The 18,848-nt window shown below is 70.2% G+C and carries 17 protein-coding genes, 1 tRNA gene and 2 pseudogenes; 9 read left to right on the top strand and 11 right to left on the bottom strand.

All coding sequences use genetic code 11. The features are described from left to right. Nucleotides 1–40: 40 nt before the first annotated feature. The gene (gene carA, locus RUMESO_RS13935) at nucleotides 41–1,204 is read right to left on the bottom strand and encodes a glutamine-hydrolyzing carbamoyl-phosphate synthase small subunit (protein ID WP_037281166.1); all 1,164 of its coding nucleotides are present in this window, start codon (nucleotides 1,202–1,204) and stop codon (nucleotides 41–43) included. 124 nt (nucleotides 1,205–1,328) lie between these two features. Between carA and RUMESO_RS13930 the strand changes: the two genes are divergently transcribed. The 4 genes from RUMESO_RS13930 to RUMESO_RS13915 all read left to right on the top strand — a co-directional run bounded on the left by RUMESO_RS13930 (nucleotide 1,329) and on the right by RUMESO_RS13915 (nucleotide 3,475). Beyond that, complete coding sequence (locus RUMESO_RS13930) at nucleotides 1,329–1,787, top strand: GatB/YqeY domain-containing protein (protein ID WP_037281165.1); 459 nt, start codon at nucleotides 1,329–1,331, stop codon at nucleotides 1,785–1,787. A gap of 424 nt (nucleotides 1,788–2,211) precedes the next feature. Next, on the top strand, nucleotides 2,212–2,670 hold the full coding sequence (locus RUMESO_RS13925) for a hypothetical protein (RefSeq protein ID WP_211262888.1): 459 nt from the start codon (nucleotides 2,212–2,214) through the stop codon (nucleotides 2,668–2,670). 63 nt (nucleotides 2,671–2,733) lie between these two features. After that, nucleotides 2,734–2,919: a DUF3008 family protein gene (locus tag RUMESO_RS13920; protein ID WP_037281164.1), complete on the top strand. Its 186-nt coding sequence runs from the start codon at nucleotides 2,734–2,736 to the stop codon at nucleotides 2,917–2,919. A 124-nt stretch (nucleotides 2,920–3,043) separates the two neighbouring features. Beyond that, a complete protein-coding gene (locus RUMESO_RS13915) occupies nucleotides 3,044–3,475 on the top strand; it encodes a CHRD domain-containing protein (RefSeq protein ID WP_037281163.1) in 432 nt (143 codons plus the stop codon). Between the two features lie 3 nt (nucleotides 3,476–3,478). On the opposite strand, the gene RUMESO_RS13910 is transcribed toward RUMESO_RS13915, so the two are convergent. From RUMESO_RS13910 to lipB, 3 genes are all read right to left on the bottom strand, one after another. After that, on the bottom strand, nucleotides 3,479–4,006 hold the full coding sequence (locus tag RUMESO_RS13910; RefSeq protein ID WP_037281277.1) for a DUF2244 domain-containing protein: 528 nt from the start codon (nucleotides 4,004–4,006) through the stop codon (nucleotides 3,479–3,481). A gap of 148 nt (nucleotides 4,007–4,154) precedes the next feature. Then, on the bottom strand, nucleotides 4,155–5,825 hold the full coding sequence (gene ctaD, locus RUMESO_RS13905; protein ID WP_037281162.1) for a cytochrome c oxidase subunit I: 1,671 nt from the start codon (nucleotides 5,823–5,825) through the stop codon (nucleotides 4,155–4,157). Between the two features lie 200 nt (nucleotides 5,826–6,025). Further along, the gene (gene lipB, locus RUMESO_RS13900; RefSeq protein ID WP_037281161.1) at nucleotides 6,026–6,673 is read right to left on the bottom strand and encodes a lipoyl(octanoyl) transferase LipB; all 648 of its coding nucleotides are present in this window, start codon (nucleotides 6,671–6,673) and stop codon (nucleotides 6,026–6,028) included. Nucleotides 6,674–6,780: 107 nt separating this feature from the next. Between lipB and RUMESO_RS13895 the strand changes: the two genes are divergently transcribed. The 5 genes from RUMESO_RS13895 to RUMESO_RS13875 all read left to right on the top strand — a co-directional run bounded on the left by RUMESO_RS13895 (nucleotide 6,781) and on the right by RUMESO_RS13875 (nucleotide 11,931). Then, nucleotides 6,781–6,867, top strand: a tRNA-Leu gene (locus RUMESO_RS13895). 192 nt (nucleotides 6,868–7,059) lie between these two features. Then, nucleotides 7,060–8,163 (top strand): ABC transporter ATP-binding protein, encoded by a 1,104-nt coding sequence (locus RUMESO_RS13890; RefSeq protein ID WP_037281160.1) that lies wholly within the window; start codon nucleotides 7,060–7,062, stop codon nucleotides 8,161–8,163. Nucleotides 8,164–8,195: 32 nt separating this feature from the next. Then, nucleotides 8,196–9,338 carry an extracellular solute-binding protein gene (locus tag RUMESO_RS13885; protein WP_037281159.1) on the top strand — a complete coding sequence of 381 codons (1,143 nt, stop codon included), beginning with the start codon at nucleotides 8,196–8,198 and terminating at the stop codon, nucleotides 9,336–9,338. A 123-nt stretch (nucleotides 9,339–9,461) separates the two neighbouring features. Further along, entirely contained in the window at nucleotides 9,462–11,075 is a 1,614-nt protein-coding gene (locus RUMESO_RS13880; protein ID WP_037281276.1) for an ABC transporter permease, read from the top strand. Between the two features lie 4 nt (nucleotides 11,076–11,079). Beyond that, nucleotides 11,080–11,931: an ABC transporter permease gene (locus RUMESO_RS13875; protein WP_037281158.1), complete on the top strand. Its 852-nt coding sequence runs from the start codon at nucleotides 11,080–11,082 to the stop codon at nucleotides 11,929–11,931. A 737-nt stretch (nucleotides 11,932–12,668) separates the two neighbouring features. Here RUMESO_RS13875 and RUMESO_RS13870 read toward each other — a convergent pair. From RUMESO_RS13870 to RUMESO_RS13840, 7 genes and pseudogenes are all read right to left on the bottom strand, one after another. Continuing rightward, entirely contained in the window at nucleotides 12,669–13,598 is a 930-nt protein-coding gene (locus RUMESO_RS13870) for an AEC family transporter (RefSeq protein ID WP_037281157.1), read from the bottom strand. Then, complete coding sequence (locus RUMESO_RS13865) at nucleotides 13,595–14,389, bottom strand: MBL fold metallo-hydrolase (protein ID WP_037281156.1); 795 nt, start codon at nucleotides 14,387–14,389, stop codon at nucleotides 13,595–13,597. The genes RUMESO_RS13870 and RUMESO_RS13865 overlap by 4 nt, the downstream gene beginning before the upstream one ends. Further along, complete coding sequence (locus tag RUMESO_RS13860) at nucleotides 14,386–15,204, bottom strand: TatD family hydrolase (protein WP_037281155.1); 819 nt, start codon at nucleotides 15,202–15,204, stop codon at nucleotides 14,386–14,388. Before RUMESO_RS13860 ends, RUMESO_RS13865 begins: the two co-directional genes overlap by 4 nt. A 12-nt stretch (nucleotides 15,205–15,216) precedes the next feature. Beyond that, nucleotides 15,217–16,323, bottom strand: a complete 1,107-nt coding sequence (locus RUMESO_RS13855; RefSeq protein WP_037281154.1) for a DNA polymerase III subunit delta' — start codon at nucleotides 16,321–16,323, stop codon at nucleotides 15,217–15,219. A gap of 320 nt (nucleotides 16,324–16,643) precedes the next feature. Beyond that, nucleotides 16,644–17,096: pseudogene (gene tmk / locus RUMESO_RS28555) on the bottom strand (dTMP kinase); the annotation flags it as partial. Between the two features lie 256 nt (nucleotides 17,097–17,352). Beyond that, a pseudogene (locus RUMESO_RS13845) lies at nucleotides 17,353–18,483 on the bottom strand (D-alanyl-D-alanine carboxypeptidase family protein); the annotation flags it as partial. A gap of 17 nt (nucleotides 18,484–18,500) precedes the next feature. Beyond that, nucleotides 18,501–18,848, bottom strand: a 348-nt coding sequence (locus RUMESO_RS13840; protein WP_037281152.1) for an SPOR domain-containing protein, incomplete at its 5' end; no start/stop codon positions are given.

Below are 18,848 nucleotides of genomic sequence, written 5' to 3'. Positions count from 1 at the left end.
TCCTTCGCGGGAAGGATAGCGCAGGATGGTTAACGGCCGGTTAACCGTGCTGGGACTTCCGCTCCGTCATGGCCGCCGCGAAGCGGTCGAAGAGATAGGCGCTGTCCTGCGGGCCCGGGCTCGCCTCCGGGTGGTACTGCACGCTGAACACGGGCCGGTCGAGGAGCCTCAGCCCGCAGTTCGAGCCGTCGAAGAGGCTCACATGGGTCTCCTTGACGCCCACGGGCAGGGTCTGGCTGTCCACCGTGAAGCCATGGTTCATCGAGGTGATCTCGACCTTGCCGGTCTCGATGTCCTTGACGGGGTGGTTGGCGCCATGGTGGCCGTGGTTCATCTTGACGGTCTTCGCCCCCAGCGCGAGCGCCAGCATCTGATGCCCGAGGCAGATGCCGAAGAGGGGCAGGTCCGTGCGGTCGAGGACCTCGCGGATCATCGGCACGGCGTACTGCCCGGTCGCGGCCGGGTCGCCGGGACCGTTCGACAGGAACACCCCGTCGGGGTTCAGCGCGAGGACGTCGTCGGCCGTCGCGGTGGCGGGAAGGACCGTCACCTCGGCGCCGACCGAGGCCAGCGAGCGCAGGATGTTGCGCTTGGCGCCGTAGTCGATGGCGACGACGCGGTGCTTGGGCGATTCCTGGCGGGCATAGCCCTGCGGCCAGGCCCAGCGCATCTCGTCCCAGCGGTAGCTCTGGGCGCAGGTCACCTCCTTGGCGAGGTCGAGGCCCACGAGTCCCTTGAAAGCCCGGGCCTTGGCGACCAGCGCCTCGAGGTCGAAGTTCCCCTCGGGATCGTGGGCGAGGGCCACGTGCGGCGCACCCTGCTGGCGGATCGCGCGGGTCAGCCGCCGGGTGTCGACGCCGCCGATGCCGATGCGGCCGCGCTTCTGGAGCCACACGGCCAGCGACTCGGCCGCGCGCCAGTTCGAGGGTTCGGTCGGGTCCCACTTGACCACGAGCCCCTCGGCCACCGGGTCGGCGGCCTCGTCGTCCTCGGGGTTGGCGCCGACGTTGCCGATGTGCGGGAAGGTGAAGGTCACGACCTGGCCCGCGTAGGAGGGGTCGGTCATGATCTCCTGATAGCCGGTCATCGCGGTGTTGAAGACGAGCTCGGCGGTGACGAGGCCGGTGGCCCCGAAGCCCTTGCCGTAGAAGACGGTGCCGTCGGCCAGGGCGAGGCAGGCGGTCGGGCGCGGCGACTGCGGCATGGCGGGCTTCCTTTCCGTGGATCGGGCACCCGTTACCCACGCCGGGCCGCTGGGTCAAGGCGAGCGATTGCGTCACGGGGGCGCGGGACCTATGACGCGCCGGACCCGGGAAGGAGAGACGGCCATGGACCTGCGGACGAGGATCAACGACGCGCTCAAGGACGCGATGCGGGCCAAGGCGGCGGACCGGCTGTCCGTGCTGCGGCTGATGAATTCCGCCATCAAGGACCGCGACATCGCCGCCCGAGGCGAGGGCCAGCCTTCGCCGGTGCCGGACGACGGGGTGATCGCGGTGCTCGCCAAGATGGTCAAGCAGCGGCAGGAGAGCGCGCGCGCCTACGACGAGGCGGGACGCGACGATCTCTCGGGCAAGGAGCGCTCCGAGGCGCAGGTGATCGAGGAGTTCCTGCCGCGCCAGCTCTCCCAGGAGGAGGCCGAGGCGGCGGTCGCGGCGGCCATCGCGGAGACGGGAGCCAGCTCGATCAAGGACATGGGCCGGGTCATGGCCGCGCTCAGGTCGCGCCATGCCGGCCAGATGGATTTCAGTGCGGTAGGGCCGCTGGTGAAGGCGCGCTTGGGATAGGGACGGAGCCGGAGCAGCGAGGCACGGGGCCGGGCGCGCGGCAGGTCCGGCGTCGGCCCGCCCTTCGATTGCCTTCCAAGCCGATCCGGCGTATATTGACCCTGCGTAAGGCAGTGGCCGCCGGACTGTGTCTCGGTGCGAGTGCCTGTTGAGCGAACCGCTCCGGCCCTCCTGCCCAGCGCGAAAGCGGCATCCGGGGGCTCGGGACATGAGCCAGCCTGCCAAAGCTGCGATGCTACGCATTCGACCCCGAACGGGCCGCCTCTCGACCCGGCGGCTCCCGTGCGCCGCTCCCTCGCCGCCCCTGGGGCGGCCATTCCGCCATGTCCTGCCAAGGGAGATCATCGTGAGACCTTCACAGCTACTCCTCGCGGCCCTCGGCGCCGCTCTGGCGTCCCCGGTTTCGGCACAGGATGATGCCGCCATGATCACAAGCGCCGAGTCGGCGGCGCCGGCCTCCGTTTCCTCCGGGGCCACGATCCTCGCGATGGGGGCCGACGGTGCGATGCAGACGCTGCGCGAAGGCACCAACGGGTGGTGGTGCATGCCGGACTTCCCGGAGACGCCCGGCCCGGACCCGATGTGCGGCGATGCCAACGCCATGGAATGGGCGACGGCCTGGATGAACCATCAGGACCCGCCGGCGGGCAAGGTGGGCTTCCTGTACATGCTGGCCGGGGGCACGGATGCGAGCAACACCGACCCCTATGCCACGGGGCCGAGCGCGGACAACAACTGGATCACCACCGGGCCGCACGTGATGATCGTGAACTCCGGCGACACGATGTCGGGCTACTCCGAGGAGCCCATGCCGGATACCGCGATGCCCTATGTCATGTGGGCCGGCACCCCCTATGCCCATCTGATGATCCCGGTCCAGTAGCGTCGGGGAACGACCGAGGGCATCGTGCGTTGCTCTTCCGCCCAAGGCAGGAGAGAACCGCCGATGCCCGCCCAGTCCAAGGCCCAGCAGCGCGCCGCGGGAGCCGCCCTTGCCGCCAAGCGCGGCGAGATCCGACCCGAGGATCTGGAGCGCGCGTCGCGCGACATGTACGACAGCATGACCGAGGAGCAGCTCGAGGAGCTGGCCTCGACGAAGCTGGGCGGCTTGCCCGAGCACAAGCCCCACTGATCCGGCCTTCGGTCCAGGCTGCGACTGACGCCAGGGAACCCTGGCCGGGCGACGTCGTTGACCTTTCTGGCGCGCCACGCTGGTGCGGGGGCGGCCCCAATCATCAACGAGGAGGAGAACGACCATGCCCAGACTCACGCGCGCGTCGGCGACCCTGCTGGCCTTCGCGGCTACCGGCCTCCTGTCTCCCGCCTGGGCGGAGCAGATGATGTTCCACGCCGACCTGACGGGTGCCGCGCAGGTGCCGCCGGTGGACACGGCGGCGACCGGGGCGGCGGACGTCACGGTCGACAGCGATGCTATGACGGTGTCCTGGACCGTGACCTACGAAGGCCTCTCGGGCGATCCCGTGGCGGCGCACTTCCACGGGCCCGCAAGCCCGGAGGAGACGGCGCCGCCGGTGATCGACATCTCGGCGAACCTCGCGCAGGGCTCGGCCGAGATCACCCCCGAGCAGATGCAGATGATTCAGGACGGGCAGACCTACATCAACATCCACACCGAGGCGAACCCGGACGGCGAGATCCGGGGACAGGTGATGGCGGCCGCGCAGTAATCGTCAGGCAAGGGGCTCGGCCGCGGCTTGGCCGAGCCTCCAGAGGACCGGAGGCAGTTCCTTCCAGAGGGTCAGCCGCTCGTCCTCGCTGAGGAAGGCGCCGATCTCGACCGTGCGGCCGGCGCCGGTCAGGGTCAGGTAGTTGGGGACCGGCCCGCCGGTCGCGTGCAGGGCGGGCCGGACCCAGTGGGGATTGGCCTCCCAGCGCCGGACGGGGCGGCGCGGCTCGGTCCGGGTGAGCTCCAGCCGGTCGGGCCAGAGGCGCAACTCCTCCACGACCTCGCCGGTGCGGTAGCTGAACTGGATCGCCGCCCAGAGCCCGCCCAGCGTGAGCAGGACGAAGGGCAGGAGCCCCCAAAGGATCGGCGAGCCCAGAACGGCGAGGAGGGGCACCGTCCCCAACGCGGCGGTCGCGCCGAAGAACCGGACGAAGCCGCTGCGGGGCAGGGACCGATGCGGCCAGAGCCGAAGCTGCGCCACCGGCGCGGGCTCGTCGGGCCGCAAGGTCGGCTCGGTCCAGCTGTAGGGCATCGACTCCCCCTTGTTGTCCGGCCCGTTCATTCGTGACGCGCCGCCGCTGGACATAGGACCCTTGGCCTCGCGGATCAAAGCCGGGTCCCTGAAACGCGAAGGCCCCAGCGGTGCCGGGGCCTCCTGATCCTGTCTGTCGGTTCGCCCCTCAGTGGGCGTGGGTCCGGTTCCAGTCGGACGGCTTGGGCAGCGTCTCGAAGGTGTGCTCAGGCGGGGGCGAGGGCAGGGTCCATTCGAGCGTGTCGGCCCATTCGTTCCAGGGGTTCGCCGGCGCCGTCGCCTTCTGGGTGAAGAGCACCCGGAAGAGGATGACGAGGAAGAACACGAAGGAGGCGAAGGAGATGAAGGCGCCGATCGACGAGACGAAGTTCCAGGTGGCGAAGGCCTCCGGGTAGTCGATGTAGCGGCGCGGCATCCCCTGGCGGCCCAGGAAGTGCTGCGGGAAGAAGGTCAGGTTGGTGCCGATGAAGAAGGCCCAGAAGTGGATCTTGCCCGCCCATTCCGGCATCATCTTGCCGGTGAACTTGGGCAGGTAGAAGTAGAGGCCCGCGAAGATCCCGAAGACCGCGCCCAGCGACATCACGTAGTGGAAGTGGGCCACCACGTAGTAGGTGTCGTGATAGTAGCGGTCGATCGGGGCCTGCGAGAGGACCACGCCGGTGACGCCGCCGGTGGTGAACACGGCGATGAAGCCGATCGCCCAGAGCATGGGCACGCGGAAGTCGATGGAGCCGCCCCACATGGTGGCAATCCAGGAGAAGACCTTCACGCCGGTCGGCACGGCGATGACCATGGTCGCCAGCATGAAGTAGCTCTGCTGGGTCAGCGACATGCCGGCCGTGTACATGTGGTGCGCCCAGACGACGAAGCCCAGGACGCCGATGGCGATCATCGCCCAGACCATCGGCAGGTAGCCGAAGATCGGCTTGCGCGAGAAGGTCGCGACCACGTGGCTGATGATGCCGAAGGCCGGGATGATGACGATGTAGACCTCGGGGTGGCCGAAGAACCAGAGGATGTGCTGGTAGAGCACCGGGTCGCCGCCGCCATCGGGCTGGAAGAAGGTCGTCCCGAAGTTGCGGTCGGTGAGCAGCATGGTGATCGCGCCGGCGAGCACGGGCAGCGCGAGCAGGATCAGCCAGGCGGTCACGAAGATCGACCAGGAGAAGAGCGGCACCTTGAACAGCGTCATGCCGGGGGCGCGCATGTTCAGGAAGGTGGTGATCATGTTGATCGCGCCGAGGATCGACGACGCGCCCGAGAGGTGCACCGCGAAGATCGCGAGGTCCATGGCCATGCCGCCCTCGGAGGTGGAGAGCGGCGGGTAGAGCACCCAGCCCACGCCCGCGCCGGCCTGCCCGTCGCCGCCGGGGCTCAGCATCGAGGCGACGCCCAGCGACGTGCCCGCGACGTACATCCAGAAGGACAGGTTGTTGAGACGCGGGAAGGCCATGTCCGGCGCGCCGATCTGCAGCGGCATCAGGAAGTTGCCGAAGCCGCCGAAGAGAGCGGGGATGACCACGAAGAACATCATCAGCACCCCGTGATAGGTGATGAGGACGTTCCAGAGGTGCCCGTTCGGGGTGCAGGTGGTCGGATCGCCCGGCCAGAAGCGGACGCCTTCCATGCAGAGGAACTGCACGCCCGGATACATCAGCTCCAGGCGCATGAAGACGGTGAGGAGGACGGCGACGAAGCCCGCGATCCCCGACACGATCAGGTACAGCAGGCCGATGTCCTTGTGGTTCGTGGACATGAACCAGCGGGTGAAGAAGCCCCGCTCGTCATGGTGGTCGTGATGGATGGCGGCGTCGGCCATGCGGCGGCTCTCCCGGATGGAATCGAGTGGGCGTGAGGCAAGAGCCGCGCCCATACGGTGCGCGTTCTAGAGTGTCCGGCCGAAAGCAGCAAGCCGACAGGCGGCCGCAGCCGTCACGTCGACGAGTCTATCGCCCAGGAGCGCATCGTTCGTTGGCCTGGCTCAAATTCGCGGCGCTCCCAGGCGGGAGGGCCGGGTCCTCAGGGGAAGCGGCGCGGGAAGGTGCGTCGCAAGGCCGCGTCGAGGTCGCCCATCGTCACGGGCAGGCCGAGGTCCACGAGGCTCGTGACCCCGTGCCCGCGGATGCCGCAGGGGACGATGCCGTCGAAGTGCGCGAGGTCGGGCTCGACGTTGATCGACATGCCGTGGAAGCTGACCCAGCGGCGCAGGCGGATGCCGATGGCGGCCACCTTGTCCTCGCGCAGGGATCCGTCGGGATTCGGCGCCTTCTCGGGCCGGGCGACCCAGATGCCGACGCGGCCCGCGCGGCGCTCGCCCTTCACGCCGAATTCGGCCAGCGCGTCGATCACCCAGCCTTCGAGGTCGCAGACGAACCGCCGGACGTCGCGCCCCCGACGGTTCAGGTCGAGCATCACGTAGACGACCCGCTGCCCCGGCCCGTGATAGGTGTACTGCCCGCCGCGCCGGGCCTCGAAGACCGGAAATCGGTCGGGGTCCGTCAGGTCCTCGGGTCGGGCGGAGGTGCCGGCGGTGTAGAGGGGCGGGTGCTCGAGGAGCCAGACGGCCTCTCCGGCCTCTCCTCGCGCGATCGCCTCGGCCCGCGATTCCATCAGGGCGAGCGCCTCGGGGTAGGGGACCAGCCCCTCGCTGTGCATCCATTCGACCATGCCGCTTAGATGGCCTGCGACGGCTCCGGCGAAAAGCCCCCGAAATGTCGCGCGCCCCCCTTGTGGTCCCCCGAGGGCCTCGTCTATACGCCCCTTCGCCAGGACGTGCGGTTGTGGCGGAATTGGTAGACGCGCAGCGTTGAGGTCGCTGTGGGGTAACACCCGTGGAGGTTCGAGTCCTCTCAACCGCACCATCCTGGCCGATCCCCCTTCCCGGTCCGGTCAGAGCGTATGCCCGCTTCGCGGGCGGTTGCTCTCGTGCTAGGCTGATTGCGGGCGCTTGCCGGAGATGTGCTGGACGGCGGCTTGCCAGCGACCGAGCCCCCCGGTAAGTGAGGCCCACTGACCTAGAGCGGGGGAACCCGCCTTCAACAGGGGGTGACGATTTGGTCCAGGCTCAGCGGGACTCTGCCTTCGTGCAGTTCGAGCGCGTGCAGAAGAGCTATGACGGTCAGACGCTGGTCGTTAAGGATCTGAACCTTACGGTTCCCAAGGGCGAGTTCCTGACGATGCTCGGGCCTTCCGGCTCGGGCAAGACCACCACGCTCATGATGCTGGCGGGCTTCGAGACGGCGACGCATGGGCAGATCCGGCTGAACGGGCGCAACATCAACGACGTGCCGCCCCACAAGCGCGGCATCGGCATGGTGTTCCAGAACTACGCCCTCTTCCCGCACATGAGCGTGGCCGAGAACCTGGCCTTCCCGCTCGACGTCCGGAGCCTCGGCAAGGCCGAGAAGGAGCAGAAGGTCAAGCGCGCCCTCGACATGGTGCAGATGGGCCAGTTCGCGAACCGCCGCCCCGGGCAGCTCTCGGGCGGGCAGCAGCAGCGGATCGCGCTGGCCCGCGCCCTCGTGTTCGAGCCCGAGCTGGTGCTGATGGACGAGCCGCTGGGCGCCCTGGACAAGCAGCTCCGCGAGCACATGCAGTTCGAGATCAAGCACATCGCGGACAGCCTGGGCATCACCGTGGTCTACGTGACCCACGACCAGACCGAGGCGCTGACCATGTCGGACCGGGTCGCGGTGTTCAACGACGGGGTCATCCAGCAGCTCGCCCCGCCCGACGAGCTCTACGAGGCGCCCATGAACAGCTTCGTGGCCCGCTTCATCGGCGAGAACAACACCATGACCGGCGTGGTGACGGCTCTCGACGGGTCGCGCTGCGTGGTGCGGCTCGATTCGGGGGACGAGATCGACGCCAAGCCCGTCAACGTGGCCAAGGTCGGCGAGCGGACCAAGGTCTCGATCCGGCCCGAGCGGGTGGAGACCAACAAGGCCCGCCTGCGGCCCGGCGCGCACACCCTGACGGCGCGGGTCGAGGAGTTCATCTACATGGGCGACATGTTCCGCACCCGCCTTTCGGTGGCCGGCAACAGCAACTTCATCATGAAGACCCGCAACGCCCCCGACCAGGTGCGCCTCGAGCCCGGCGCCGAGATCGAGATCGGCTGGCTGCCCGAGGACTGCCGCGCGCTCGACGCGGCGTGACGACGAAGAACGACCAACTGGGAGAAACAAGAATGAGAATCACGAAACTGCTGGGCTCGGCGGCGCTGGCGCTCCTGCCCATGGCCGCGCCGGTCCTGGCGCAGGACGCGGCCACGGAGCTGCCGCCCTGCGACGGCTGCTCGGACTCCATGGTCATCATGTCCTGGGGCGGCGCCTACCAGAACTCGCAGCTCAAGGCCTACGTTGAGCCCTACCAGGCGCTCACCGGGATCACCGTGACCTGGGACGAATCCTCGAACGAGGCGATCGCCAAGCTCCGGGCCGCGCAGGAAGCGGGCAACATGCCCTACGACCTCGTGGACGTGGAAGGCCCCGACTCCCAGCGCGCCTGCGACGAGGGCCTCGCGGCCGAGATCGACTTCGACGAGGCGCTGGCGCCCGGCTCGGACGGCTCCTCGGTCGAGGACGACTTCGGCGACTCGCTCATCAACGACTGCTTCGTCCCGCAGATCTACTTCTCGACCACCTTCGGCTACCGCACCGACGTGGCCGAGTGGAACGGCCAGACCCCGGACGACATCTGCGACATCTTCGACACCGCCACCTTCCCGGGCAAGCGGTCGCTCCAGGCCTCGCCCAAGAAGAACCTCGAATGGGCGCTGGTCTGCGACGGCGTGCCGGCCGATCAGGTCTACGACGTGCTCGACACGCCCGAGGGCGTGGACCGCGCGCTGGCCAAGCTCGACACCATCAAGGACGACGTGATCTGGTGGACCGCCGGCGCCGAGACGCCGCAGCTCCTCGCGGACAAGGAAGTCGTGATGGGCTCGACCTACAACGGCCGCCTGTTCTCGGTCATCGCCGAGGAGAAGCAGCCGGTCGCGATGCTCTGGGACTACGAGAACTTCGACTTCGACGGCTGGATCGTGCCCGCCGGCCTCGACGAGGCCCGCATGAACCGCGTGATGCACTTCCTGCGCTTCGCGACGGATACCCAGCGCCTCGCCGACCAGGCCAAGTACATCGCCTACGGCCCGGCCCGGGCCTCCTCGCAGCCGCTCGTGTCGACCCACATCGACCTCGGGATCGAGATGGCGCCCTTCATGCCGACCAACCCCGACAACATGAAGAACTACCTCGTCAACAACATCGAATGGTGGTCGGACCATCAGGACGAGGTCGAGGCGAAGTTCCAGGCCTGGCTCGGCCAGTAAGCCCACTTGGCGGGGTCCTTCGGGGCCCCGCCGCCACGCGACGGAGGCGACATGGCGGACGCGACGATCTCGGGCGGGTTGCCCCAAGGACGCGGGGCGAAGACCGCGAGTCCCGGCGGCCCCATGCTGGCTGCGGACGGAACGCCTCTGCGGGCGAGCCTGGCGCGGTCCCTGCGCCGCCAGAAGATGCGGGCGCTCCTGCTGATCGCGCCGCTGCTGCTGTTCATCCTCGTCACCTTCGTCATGCCGATCGGGGACATGCTGTTCCGCTCGGTCGAGAACCACATCGTCGCCGACACGCTGCCACGCACCGTGGCGGCCCTGCGCGACGACCCCTCCGAGGTGCCGGGCGAGCCCGTGTTCCGGGCCATGGCCGAGGACCTGCAGGTCGCGGTCGAGGAGAAGACGCATACCCAGCTCGGGACCCGGCTCAACTACGAATCGTCGGGCATGTCCTCGCTCCTGCGCGGGACGGGGCGGGACGTGAAGGGCATGGGCGAGGACGTGGCCAAGGCGGTGACGGGCCTCGACGACGCCTGGGAGGAGCCTGGGACCTGGGTCGCGCTGCTGGCCGATCCCGCCTGGGTGCAGACGCAGGCCGAGTGGGCCGCGGCCGACGACAAGTCGCCCGAGCCCGCCTTCGCCGCGAGCGCGGCCGCCACCGAGAGGCTGCCCCGGACAGTCGAGGCCTACCAGGCCTTCGCCCATGTGACGCAGGCCGACGACGGCGACAGCGTCACCGAGGAGGAGCCCTGGAACCTCGCCTATGTCGCTCTGGCCGACGACCTGCGGGCCGACCCCGGCGCCGCCGAGGCCTTCGAGGGCGACAACCGGGCGCGGCTCGATGCATTGTCGGCGGCGGTGGCCGACGGAACTGTGCCGGCCGTCTCCTACAGGGACATGTTCGTCGAATCGGACGATGCCTGGGGCGAGCCGGGGACCTGGTCGGTGCTGCGGACCTTCTCGTCCCGCTTCACGCCCGGCTACTATCTGAACGCGGTGGACCTGAAGCTGGGCCCGAACGGGATCGAGATGCGGGAGCCGAAGGATCGCATCTACCTCCAGCTCTTCGTGCGCACGCTGGTGATGTCGCTGGTCATCACCGGGACCTGCATCCTGCTGGGCTACCCGATCGCCTTCCTCCTGGCCAACCTGCCGGAGCGGACGGCGAACCTGCTGATGATCCTGGTGCTGCTGCCGTTCTGGACATCGCTGCTCGTGCGGACCTCGGCCTGGAAGGTGCTGCTGCAGCAGCAGGGGGTCATCAACGACATCCTGGTCTGGCTGGGGATCGTGGGCGACGGGAACCGGCTCGCTCTCATCAACAACCAGACCGGCACGATCATCGCGATGACGCACATCCTGCTGCCGTTCATGATCCTGCCGCTCTATTCGGTGATGAAGGGCATCCCGAAGTCCTATGTCCGCGCCGCCAAGAGCCTGGGCGCGAACGACTGGACGGCCTTCTGGCGGGTCTACTTCCCGCAGTCGGTGCCGGGCATCGGGGCGGGGTCGATCCTGTGCTTCATCCTGGCCATCGGCTACTACATCACGCCCGAGCTCGTGGGCGGGACCAAGGGCGTCTTCATCTCGAACCGGATCGCCTACCACATCTCGGACAGCCTGAACTGGGGCCTCGCGGCGGCGCTGGGGACGATCCTGCTGGCGGTCGTGATGCTGCTCTACTGGGCCTACGACCGTCTCGTGGGGATCGATAACGTGAAGCTGGGGGGCTGAGGGAATGGCGCTGCCGGTTTACGCCTCGACGGGACAGCGGGTGTGGCACTACGCCTTCCGCGTGATCTGCGGGCTGATCTTCTTCTACCTGATCGCGCCGATCCTGGTGATCATCCCGCTCAGCTTCAACGCCCAGGACTTCTTCACCTTCACGCCGGAGATGCTGCATCTCGACCCGGCGGGATACTCGCTGAAGCACTACCACGACTTCTTCAACAACATCGACTGGCAGCTTCCCCTCTGGAACTCGCTCAAGATCGCGCCGATGGCGACGCTGATCGCGGTGGCGCTGGGGACTCTGGCGGCGGTGGGGCTGTCGCAGTCGCACGTCCCGTTCAAGGGGGCCATCATGGCGATCCTGATCTCGCCCATGATCGTGCCTCTCATCATCTCGGCGGCGGGGATGTACTTCTTCTACTCGCGCATCGGGCTGCAGGGGACCTACTGGGGCGTGGTGCTGGCGCACGCGGCGCTGGGCATCCCCTTCGTCATCATCACCGTGACGGCGACGCTGGTGGGCTTCGACAAGTCGCTGACGCGGGCGGCATCGTCGCTGGGCGCTGGGCCTCTGCGAACCTTCTGGAAGGTGCAGATGCCGCTGATCCTGCCGGGCGTGGTGTCGGGGGCGCTCTTCGCCTTCATCACCTCCTTCGACGAGGTGGTGGTCGTGCTGTTCATGGGCGCCGCGGGTCAGAAGACGCTGCCCTGGCAGATGTTCACCGGGCTGCGGGAGCAGATCTCGCCCACGATCCTGGCGGCGGCGGTCGTGCTGATCGCGGTGTCCATCTTCATGCTCGCCGCGCTGGAGATGATCCGGCGGCGGAATGAGAGGCTGCGCGGGCTGACGCCGGCCTGAAGGCGGGTGCGAGAGGTCGGGGAAAGGCCGGGGCGAGGCTCCGGCCTTTTGCGTTGCCCGGGCCGTCACGGGGCCGCGTGGAAAGCCACGGCCGTCGTCGTTCCCGAGCGTCCCCCGTCCGGTTGCCAGGCCGGCCCGGGGGGTAGGCGCGTCCTCGACGCGCGGCGGCTGGGTCTTTGCGGCGCCTCGCCTGCGGCCTCCCAGAGGGGAAGGGGGCCCGCGCCTTCCGTTCAAAGAGCTCTCGCCGGCGAAGCCTTTCTCCCTGGGGAGCCTCCGGCATGGACGGTCATGGATGTCCTGGCGCAGGGCTGGCTGTCCGAAGCCCTGGCCGAGGGAGGCGCGAACCAAAGGACTCCCGCGCAACTCGAGGGACAGGATGCGGGAGAGGGGTTAACGAGTGGTGAACGGGGCGTTCGGTGCCCCCCGGGGCGACGCAACACCCCGGGAGTAAGTGCCTGATCGGATGAGGGAAGCGGCCGCTCAGGGGTGTTGCGTCACCCTCTGGGGCGGGCTTCGGCCCCTCCCGCGAGGCCGGACGAATCACAGCCGTCCCGAGCTGGGGATGGCGCGCCGAGGCCCGCCCTGTGGCGAGGCCGATCCGCAGGACGGGGTTCGACCCACAATGTGGCCGCGTCGCCCGGAGCTGGTCTGGATGGGGGGCGAGCCCCACCCGACGGGGCGGCGCCGGGCGGCCCGGTGCGCTCGGGCGCCACGCAGGCCGCGGTTTCTCCACGCCGTCAGGGGAGCAGCGCGAGCCATCCGGCGGCGGTGAGGATCGAGAGTGCGGTCCCGAGGAGGACGCAGGAGGCGGCGACGCGCATGGCCCGGCCGTACATGGCGGCGAAGAGATAGGCGTTGGCGCCGGGGGCCATGGCGGCGGTGACGACGACCGAGCGGAAGGCGTCCTGGGGAAGGGCGAAGGCGCTCCCCAGGCTCCAGGCGATGGCGGGGTGGAGCAGGAGCGAAAGCGCGAGCGTGAAGAGGATCGTGGGGAGGTCGCCCTCGATCCGGTAGCGCGAGATGACCCCGCCCAGTCCGAAGAGCGCGGTGGGAAGCGCCGCGCGGATCAGCATGTCCAGCGCCTCGTCCGCCACGGTCGGGATGGGCAGGCCGGCGAGGTTGACGATCAGGCCCAGCAGTATGCCCACGATGAGGGCGTTCGAGAAGATCGCGCGGAGGATCTTGGCCGGGATGCTGTGGGGCGGGTGGCCATGCGCGCGGGCGATCTCCATCGCCGTGATGCCGACCGCGTAGCAGAAGGGCGAGTGGAAGGCGATGATCGCGAAATTCGCGGAGGTGGAGCCGGACCCGAAGGCGCGCTCGGTGATCGGCAGGCCGAGGAGGAGGGAGTTCGAGAAGAGGGCGACGAAGCCGATGGCGACCGAGTCCTCCCAGTCGCGGCCGAAGAGGCGGCGGGCGGCGAGCGTCCCGATCAGGAAGCAGGCGAGGGAGCCGGTGTAGTAGGTCGCGACCAGCCTGACGTCGAAGTCCTGGCCGAGGTTCAGGGTGGCCATGGCCTTGAACAGGAGGCAGGGGATCGCGATGCCCTGCGAGAAGCGCATGAGGCCGTCCACCCCGGCGGCGGAGATGGCGCCTCGTCGCGCCGCGAGGCCGCCCGCGCCGATGACGAGGAAGACGGGAAGGATGACCGCGAGGAGGATGCTCACGGGGTGAAGGGGATCTCGAGCCCGTCATGGGCGGGGATCACCCCGGCAGGGAGGTCCCGCGAGAGGGTCGCGTAGTCGAGGTCCACGTGCATGTTGGTCGTCACGGCCCGCCGAGGCCGCGCGCGGGCGATCCAGTCGAGCGTTTGGGCAAGGTGGGCGTGGGTCGGGTGTGGCTTGTAGCGGAGCGCGTCGACGATCCACACGTCGAGGTCCGCGAGGGCCGGCCAGACGGGATCGGGGATGCCGGAAACGTCGGGGAGGTAGGCGAGGCCGCCCACGCGGAAGCCGAGCGCGGGGATGTTGCCGTGCTCGACCTCGAAGGGGGTGAAGGTCAGGGGGCCGCCGGCGCCGTCGATGGTCACGGGGCCGTCGATGCGGTGGAGGTCGCAGATCGGCGGGTAGCCGGAGCCCGGGGGCGTCTCGAAGGCGTAGTCGAAGCGGTGGAGGAGCTCCCTGGACGTGGGCTCGTCGGCCCAGACGGGGAGGCGGGTGCGCATGTTGAAGACGATCATGCGCAGGTCGTCGATGCCGTGGACGTGGTCGGCGTGGGGGTGGGTGTAGAGGACGGCGTCGAGGCTCCCCACTCCGGCGGCGAGGAGTTGCTGGCGCAGGTCGGGCGAGGTGTCGATCAGGACGCGGGTGGTGCCCTTGGGGCCCTGGCGGGTGACGAGGGCGGAGCAGCGGGTGCGGGCGTTCCTCGGGTCCGTGGGGTCGCAGGCGCCCCATTCGCCCCCGAGGCGCGGCACGCCGCCGGAGGAGCCGCAGCCGAGGATGCGGAAGGTTGCGCTCACGCGGCGGCCCGGGCCTTGGCGGCCTTCTGGAAGAGGCGGTCGAAGTTCGCGGCGGTGGCCATGGCGAAGTCCTCGGGGGTGAGGTCCCAGAGGTGGGCCACGGCGCGGGCGGTGTGGGCGACGTAGGCGGGCTCGTTGCGCTTGCCGCGATGCGGGGGCGGGGCGAGGTAGGGGGAGTCGGTCTCGACCAGGATGCGGTCGAGGGGGGCGTGGCGGAAGATGTCGCGGAGCTCGCCCGACTTGGGGAAGGCGGCGATGCCGGAGACGGAGAGATAGAAGCCGAGGTCGAGGGCCGTCTGCGCAAGGGCCTCGCCGGAGGAGAAGCAGTGCATGACGCAGCCGTAGGGCCTGACGAGGTAGCCCTCGGAGAGGATGCGGGCCATGTCCTCGTCGGCGTCGCGGGCATGGATGATGAGGGGGAGGCCGGTTTCCTGCGCGGCCTCGATGTGGACGCGGAGCGAGGTCTGCTGGATGGGGGCGGAGTCCGGCGTGTAGTGGTAGTCGAGGCCGGTCTCGCCGATGCCGACCATGAGGGGATGGCGGGCGAGGCTCACCAGTTGCTCGACGGTGGCGAGGGGCTCCTCGGTGGCGCTCATGGGGTGGGTGCCGGCGGCGTAGAGGACGCCGGGGTTGGATTCGGCGATGGCGCGGACGTTCGGCTCCTGCCGGAGGCGGGTGCAGATGGTGACCATGCGCTCGACCCCGGCGGCGCGGGCGCGCGAGAGGACGCCGGGGAGGTCGTCGATCAGTTGCGGGAAGTCCAGGTGGCAGTGGCTGTCCACGAGGCCGGGGAGGGGAGTCGTCTCGGTGGGCATGGGGGCCGCCTCTCAGGCTGCGGCGGCCGTGCGCGCCGTCTGCTCGATCTGGAGGAGCATATCGAGCAGGAGCGCGGCGGGGTCAAGGTTGACCGCCTTGCCCTGACGCGCCCGGGCGGAGGAGGTGGCCTGGCGCTCGGCCCAGGCGCGGGCGGCGCGGTCATGGGGGGAGAGGCGGGCGAGGAGCTGGAATTCGCCGGACGCGGCCTCGGGCGGGGGGCCCTGGAGGCCGGCGCGGGCGAGGCGGCTCAGGAGCAGGTCGAGGAGGTCGAGGGCGAGCTCGAACCGGTCGGACGCCTTCGGGCCGGCGCAGGACTCGGCGAGGCGGATCGCGCGAGGGCGGTCGAGGCGGGGGAGGGTGGCGAGGAGCGTGACCAGATCGGCGTAGAGGTCGAGGCCGCCCTCGGCGACGAGGCGGACGGCATCGCCGACGGAGCCTCGGGCGAGTTCCGCGAGGGCCGCGGGGGCGTCGGTGGTGAGGTCGATGGAGTCGAGGGCGTAAGCGAGGTCCTGGGGCGCGAGGGGGTGCAGGCGCAGCGTCCGGCAGCGCGAGCGGATCGTGGGGAGGAGGCGCGCGGGCTGGTGGGAGACCAGCAGCAGCGTGGCCCGCGCGGGGGGCTCCTCGAGGAGCTTGAGGATGGCGTTGGCGGCGTTGGGGTTCAGCTCGTCGGCGGAGTCGACGATGACGACGCGGCGGCCTCCGTCGGCGGCGGAGAGGCCGAAGAAGCTGCGGAGGGCTCGCGCCTCCTCGACGGTGATGACGGAGCGGAGGTTGCCCCGGTCGTCGAGGCCCCGGCGGAGGACGAAGAGCCTCGGATGCGCGCCGGCGCGGATCAGGCGGGCGTCGGGGTGGTCGGAGGGGAGGCCGAGATGGTCGGGCGCGGGGTCGCCGGCGAGGAGGGTCGAGGCCATGCGGTAGGCGAGGGTGGCCTTGCCGATGCCCTCGGGGCCGGTGAGGAGCCAGCCGGAATGGAGTTTTCCAGACGCGATGGCGGCGAGGATTTCGGCCTCGGCCTCGTCGTGGCCGAAGAGGGCGGTGGCCTCGCGCGGGTGGGGCGCGCCCTCGCGGCGGTCGGGCTCGGGGGCGGGGTCGTCGGCGGAGGCGGCGGCGCGGGCCATCAGCCTTGGCCCAGGCGGGTCAGGGCGACCTTGGCCACGTCGGCGGCGACCTCGCGCTCGGGGCGGTCGCCGTCGATGACGACGATGCGTGACGGGACCTCGCGCGCGAGGTCGAGGAAGCCCTGGCGGATGCGCTCCTGGAAGGGGAGGCCGAAGGTCTCGAAGCGGTCCTCGGGCGGGGCGACGACGGCGCCGGTGCTGTCCGCCTCGGGCGTGGTGGCGTCGGGGTCGAGGCTCTCCTCGGCGGGGGAGCGCATCGCCTCCAGCACTTCCTGGAGGGCGACGGCGGAGGTGGTCGCGGGCCCGGGGCGTGAGCCCAGGCGGTGCAGGCTCCGGGCGAGGGCGCGGGCCGGGTCCATGTCGATGACGACGGTCAGGTCCGGCTCCACCCCGATCATCAGGGCGTGGAGACGGTCCACCAGCGCGCGGAGGTCGCCGCGCGTGGTGCCCTGGTAGAGGCGCGTGGAGTCGGCGAAGCGGTCGGTGATGACCACCGCGCCGCGCTGGAGCGCCGGGCGGATGGTCCGCTCCAGATGGTCGCGGCGGGCGGCGGTGAAGAGGAGGATCTCGGTCTCGGGCGACCAGCGGGCGCGGTCGCCGGTGAGCACGAGGCGGCGGATCTCCTCGGCCCCCGGGCTGCCGCCGGGCTCGCGCGTGAGGACCACCTCCCGGCCGGAGGCGCGCAAGGCCTCGGCGAGGAGCCTCGCCTGGGTGCTCTTGCCGCTGCCGTCGATGCCTTCGAAGCTGACGAAGAGGCCCGGGGCCTCAGTCATTGAGGGTCTCGCCGCTCGCGGGGGCCTCGTCGGCGGGGGCGTCCCCGGAGGAGGCAGCGGCGGATGCATCCGTGGAGGACGTGTCCTCGCTGGCGGACCCGTCGCTCGTGGCGGCCTGGTCCCCGGCGGTCGCGGACCCGTCCTCGACCGGCGCGGCGGCGTCCTGGCCCTCGTCGGCCGGCGCGGCGGCGTCCGTGGCCCCGCCGCCGCCCAGGCCGGGCACGTTGAGCCCGGTCAGGCCCAGCCCGGCCTTGCCCATCAGGACCTGCGCCGCCGTGACGACGTGGGGCACGAAGCCGCCGCGCGGCACGTCGGCCTCGGCGACCAGCGGCAGGCGCATCTCGGGCATGTCCTCGCGCTCGAGCACGAGCTCGGCGATCTCCTGGCCCTTGGCGATGGGCGCCTCGATGGGACCCTGGTAGGAGATGTGGGCCTGCAAGGCGTCCTGGCCGGTGGCGGGGATCAGGATGCTCAGGTCCTCGGGCAGGACGAGGCCCACGCGGGGCGCGGCGCCCATCCAGACCTCGGCCTCGGCGAGGCGCGTCCCGGCCTCGGCCACGTCCTTGAGGGCGAACTGGCGGAAGGCCCAGTTGATGATGCGTTCCCCCCTCCGTCCGGCGTGCGTCCATGGAGGGCAGGCCGGTGACCACGAAGATGATCCGGCGGTCGTCCTGCTTGGCGCTGCCGACGAGGCCGTAGCCGGCTTCCTCGGTGTGGCCGGTCTTGAGGCCGTCGGCGCCGATGCCGAGCCCCAGGATCGGGTTGCGGTTCTGCGAGTTGGAAGGCACGCGGCCGTCGAAGGTGAACTCCTGCTCGGAGAAGAGCTCGTAGCGGTCGGGGAAGTCCTCGATCAGCCGCTCGGCCAGGACGCCGAGGTCGTGGGCGGTCATCACCTGCCCCTCAGCGGGCCAGCCGTTCGAGTTGACGAAGTGGGAGTGGGTGAGGCCGATCTCCTGCGCCTTCTCGTTCATCAGGCGGGCGAAGCCGGCCTCGGTCCCGTCGGGGGAGAGCGCCTCGGCGATCACCGCGCTCGCATCGTTGCCCGAGAGCACGATGATCCCGCGCAGGAGGTCGTGGACGGTGGGGCGGTCGAGCGTGTTGAGGAACATGGACGAGCCCTTGTAGCTCATCGCGTGCTCGGAGACGGGGAGGGTCATCTCCTCGGTGAGCTGGCCGCGCTCAAGGGCGTCGAAGGCCATGTAGATGGTCATCAGCTTCGACATGGAGGCCGGGGGATCGGCTCGTCCGCGTTCTTGGCCAGGAGCACGGTGCCGGAGGTGTCGTCGTAGATCCAGGCCGTCCGGGCGGCGGTCTCGAAGCTCTGGGCGTGCAGGGGGAGGGCGCCCGCGAGGAGGAGGGCGAGGGCGGAAAGCAGGGGTCGGGTCATCGGGGTCCTCCCGGGGGTCAGCTTCTCACGAGGTAGGCGTCGGCGAACCCCTCGGCCACCGCGCGGTCGCGGAGTTCGCCCTGCTGGGCCTCGGTCGTGGCGGGGCCGAGGAGGAGGCGCCAGGCCTGCTGGCCCGGGACGGCGACGAGCCGGGCGGGGAGACCCTTGGCCGCGAGTCCCTGGGCCGCTTGGTTGGCGGCGGCCTCGCTGGTCAGGGTGGCGAGCTGCACGTAGGGGAAGCGCAGGGACGGGGCGGCGGGCGCCGCGTCATCGGCGGGGGCGGCGTCGAGGGTCGTCGTGGCGACGGCGTCGGAGGGGGCGGGGGCGGGCGTCCGGCCGAAGAGGCCGCCGAACAGTCCGCCGCC

It is taken from the genome of Rubellimicrobium mesophilum DSM 19309 (genome assembly GCF_000600335.2).
Lineage (GTDB): Bacteria > Pseudomonadota > Alphaproteobacteria > Rhodobacterales > Rhodobacteraceae > Rubellimicrobium > Rubellimicrobium mesophilum.
Note: the sequence above shows the minus strand (reverse complement) of the source record. Positions and strands in the feature narration are given on the sequence as shown.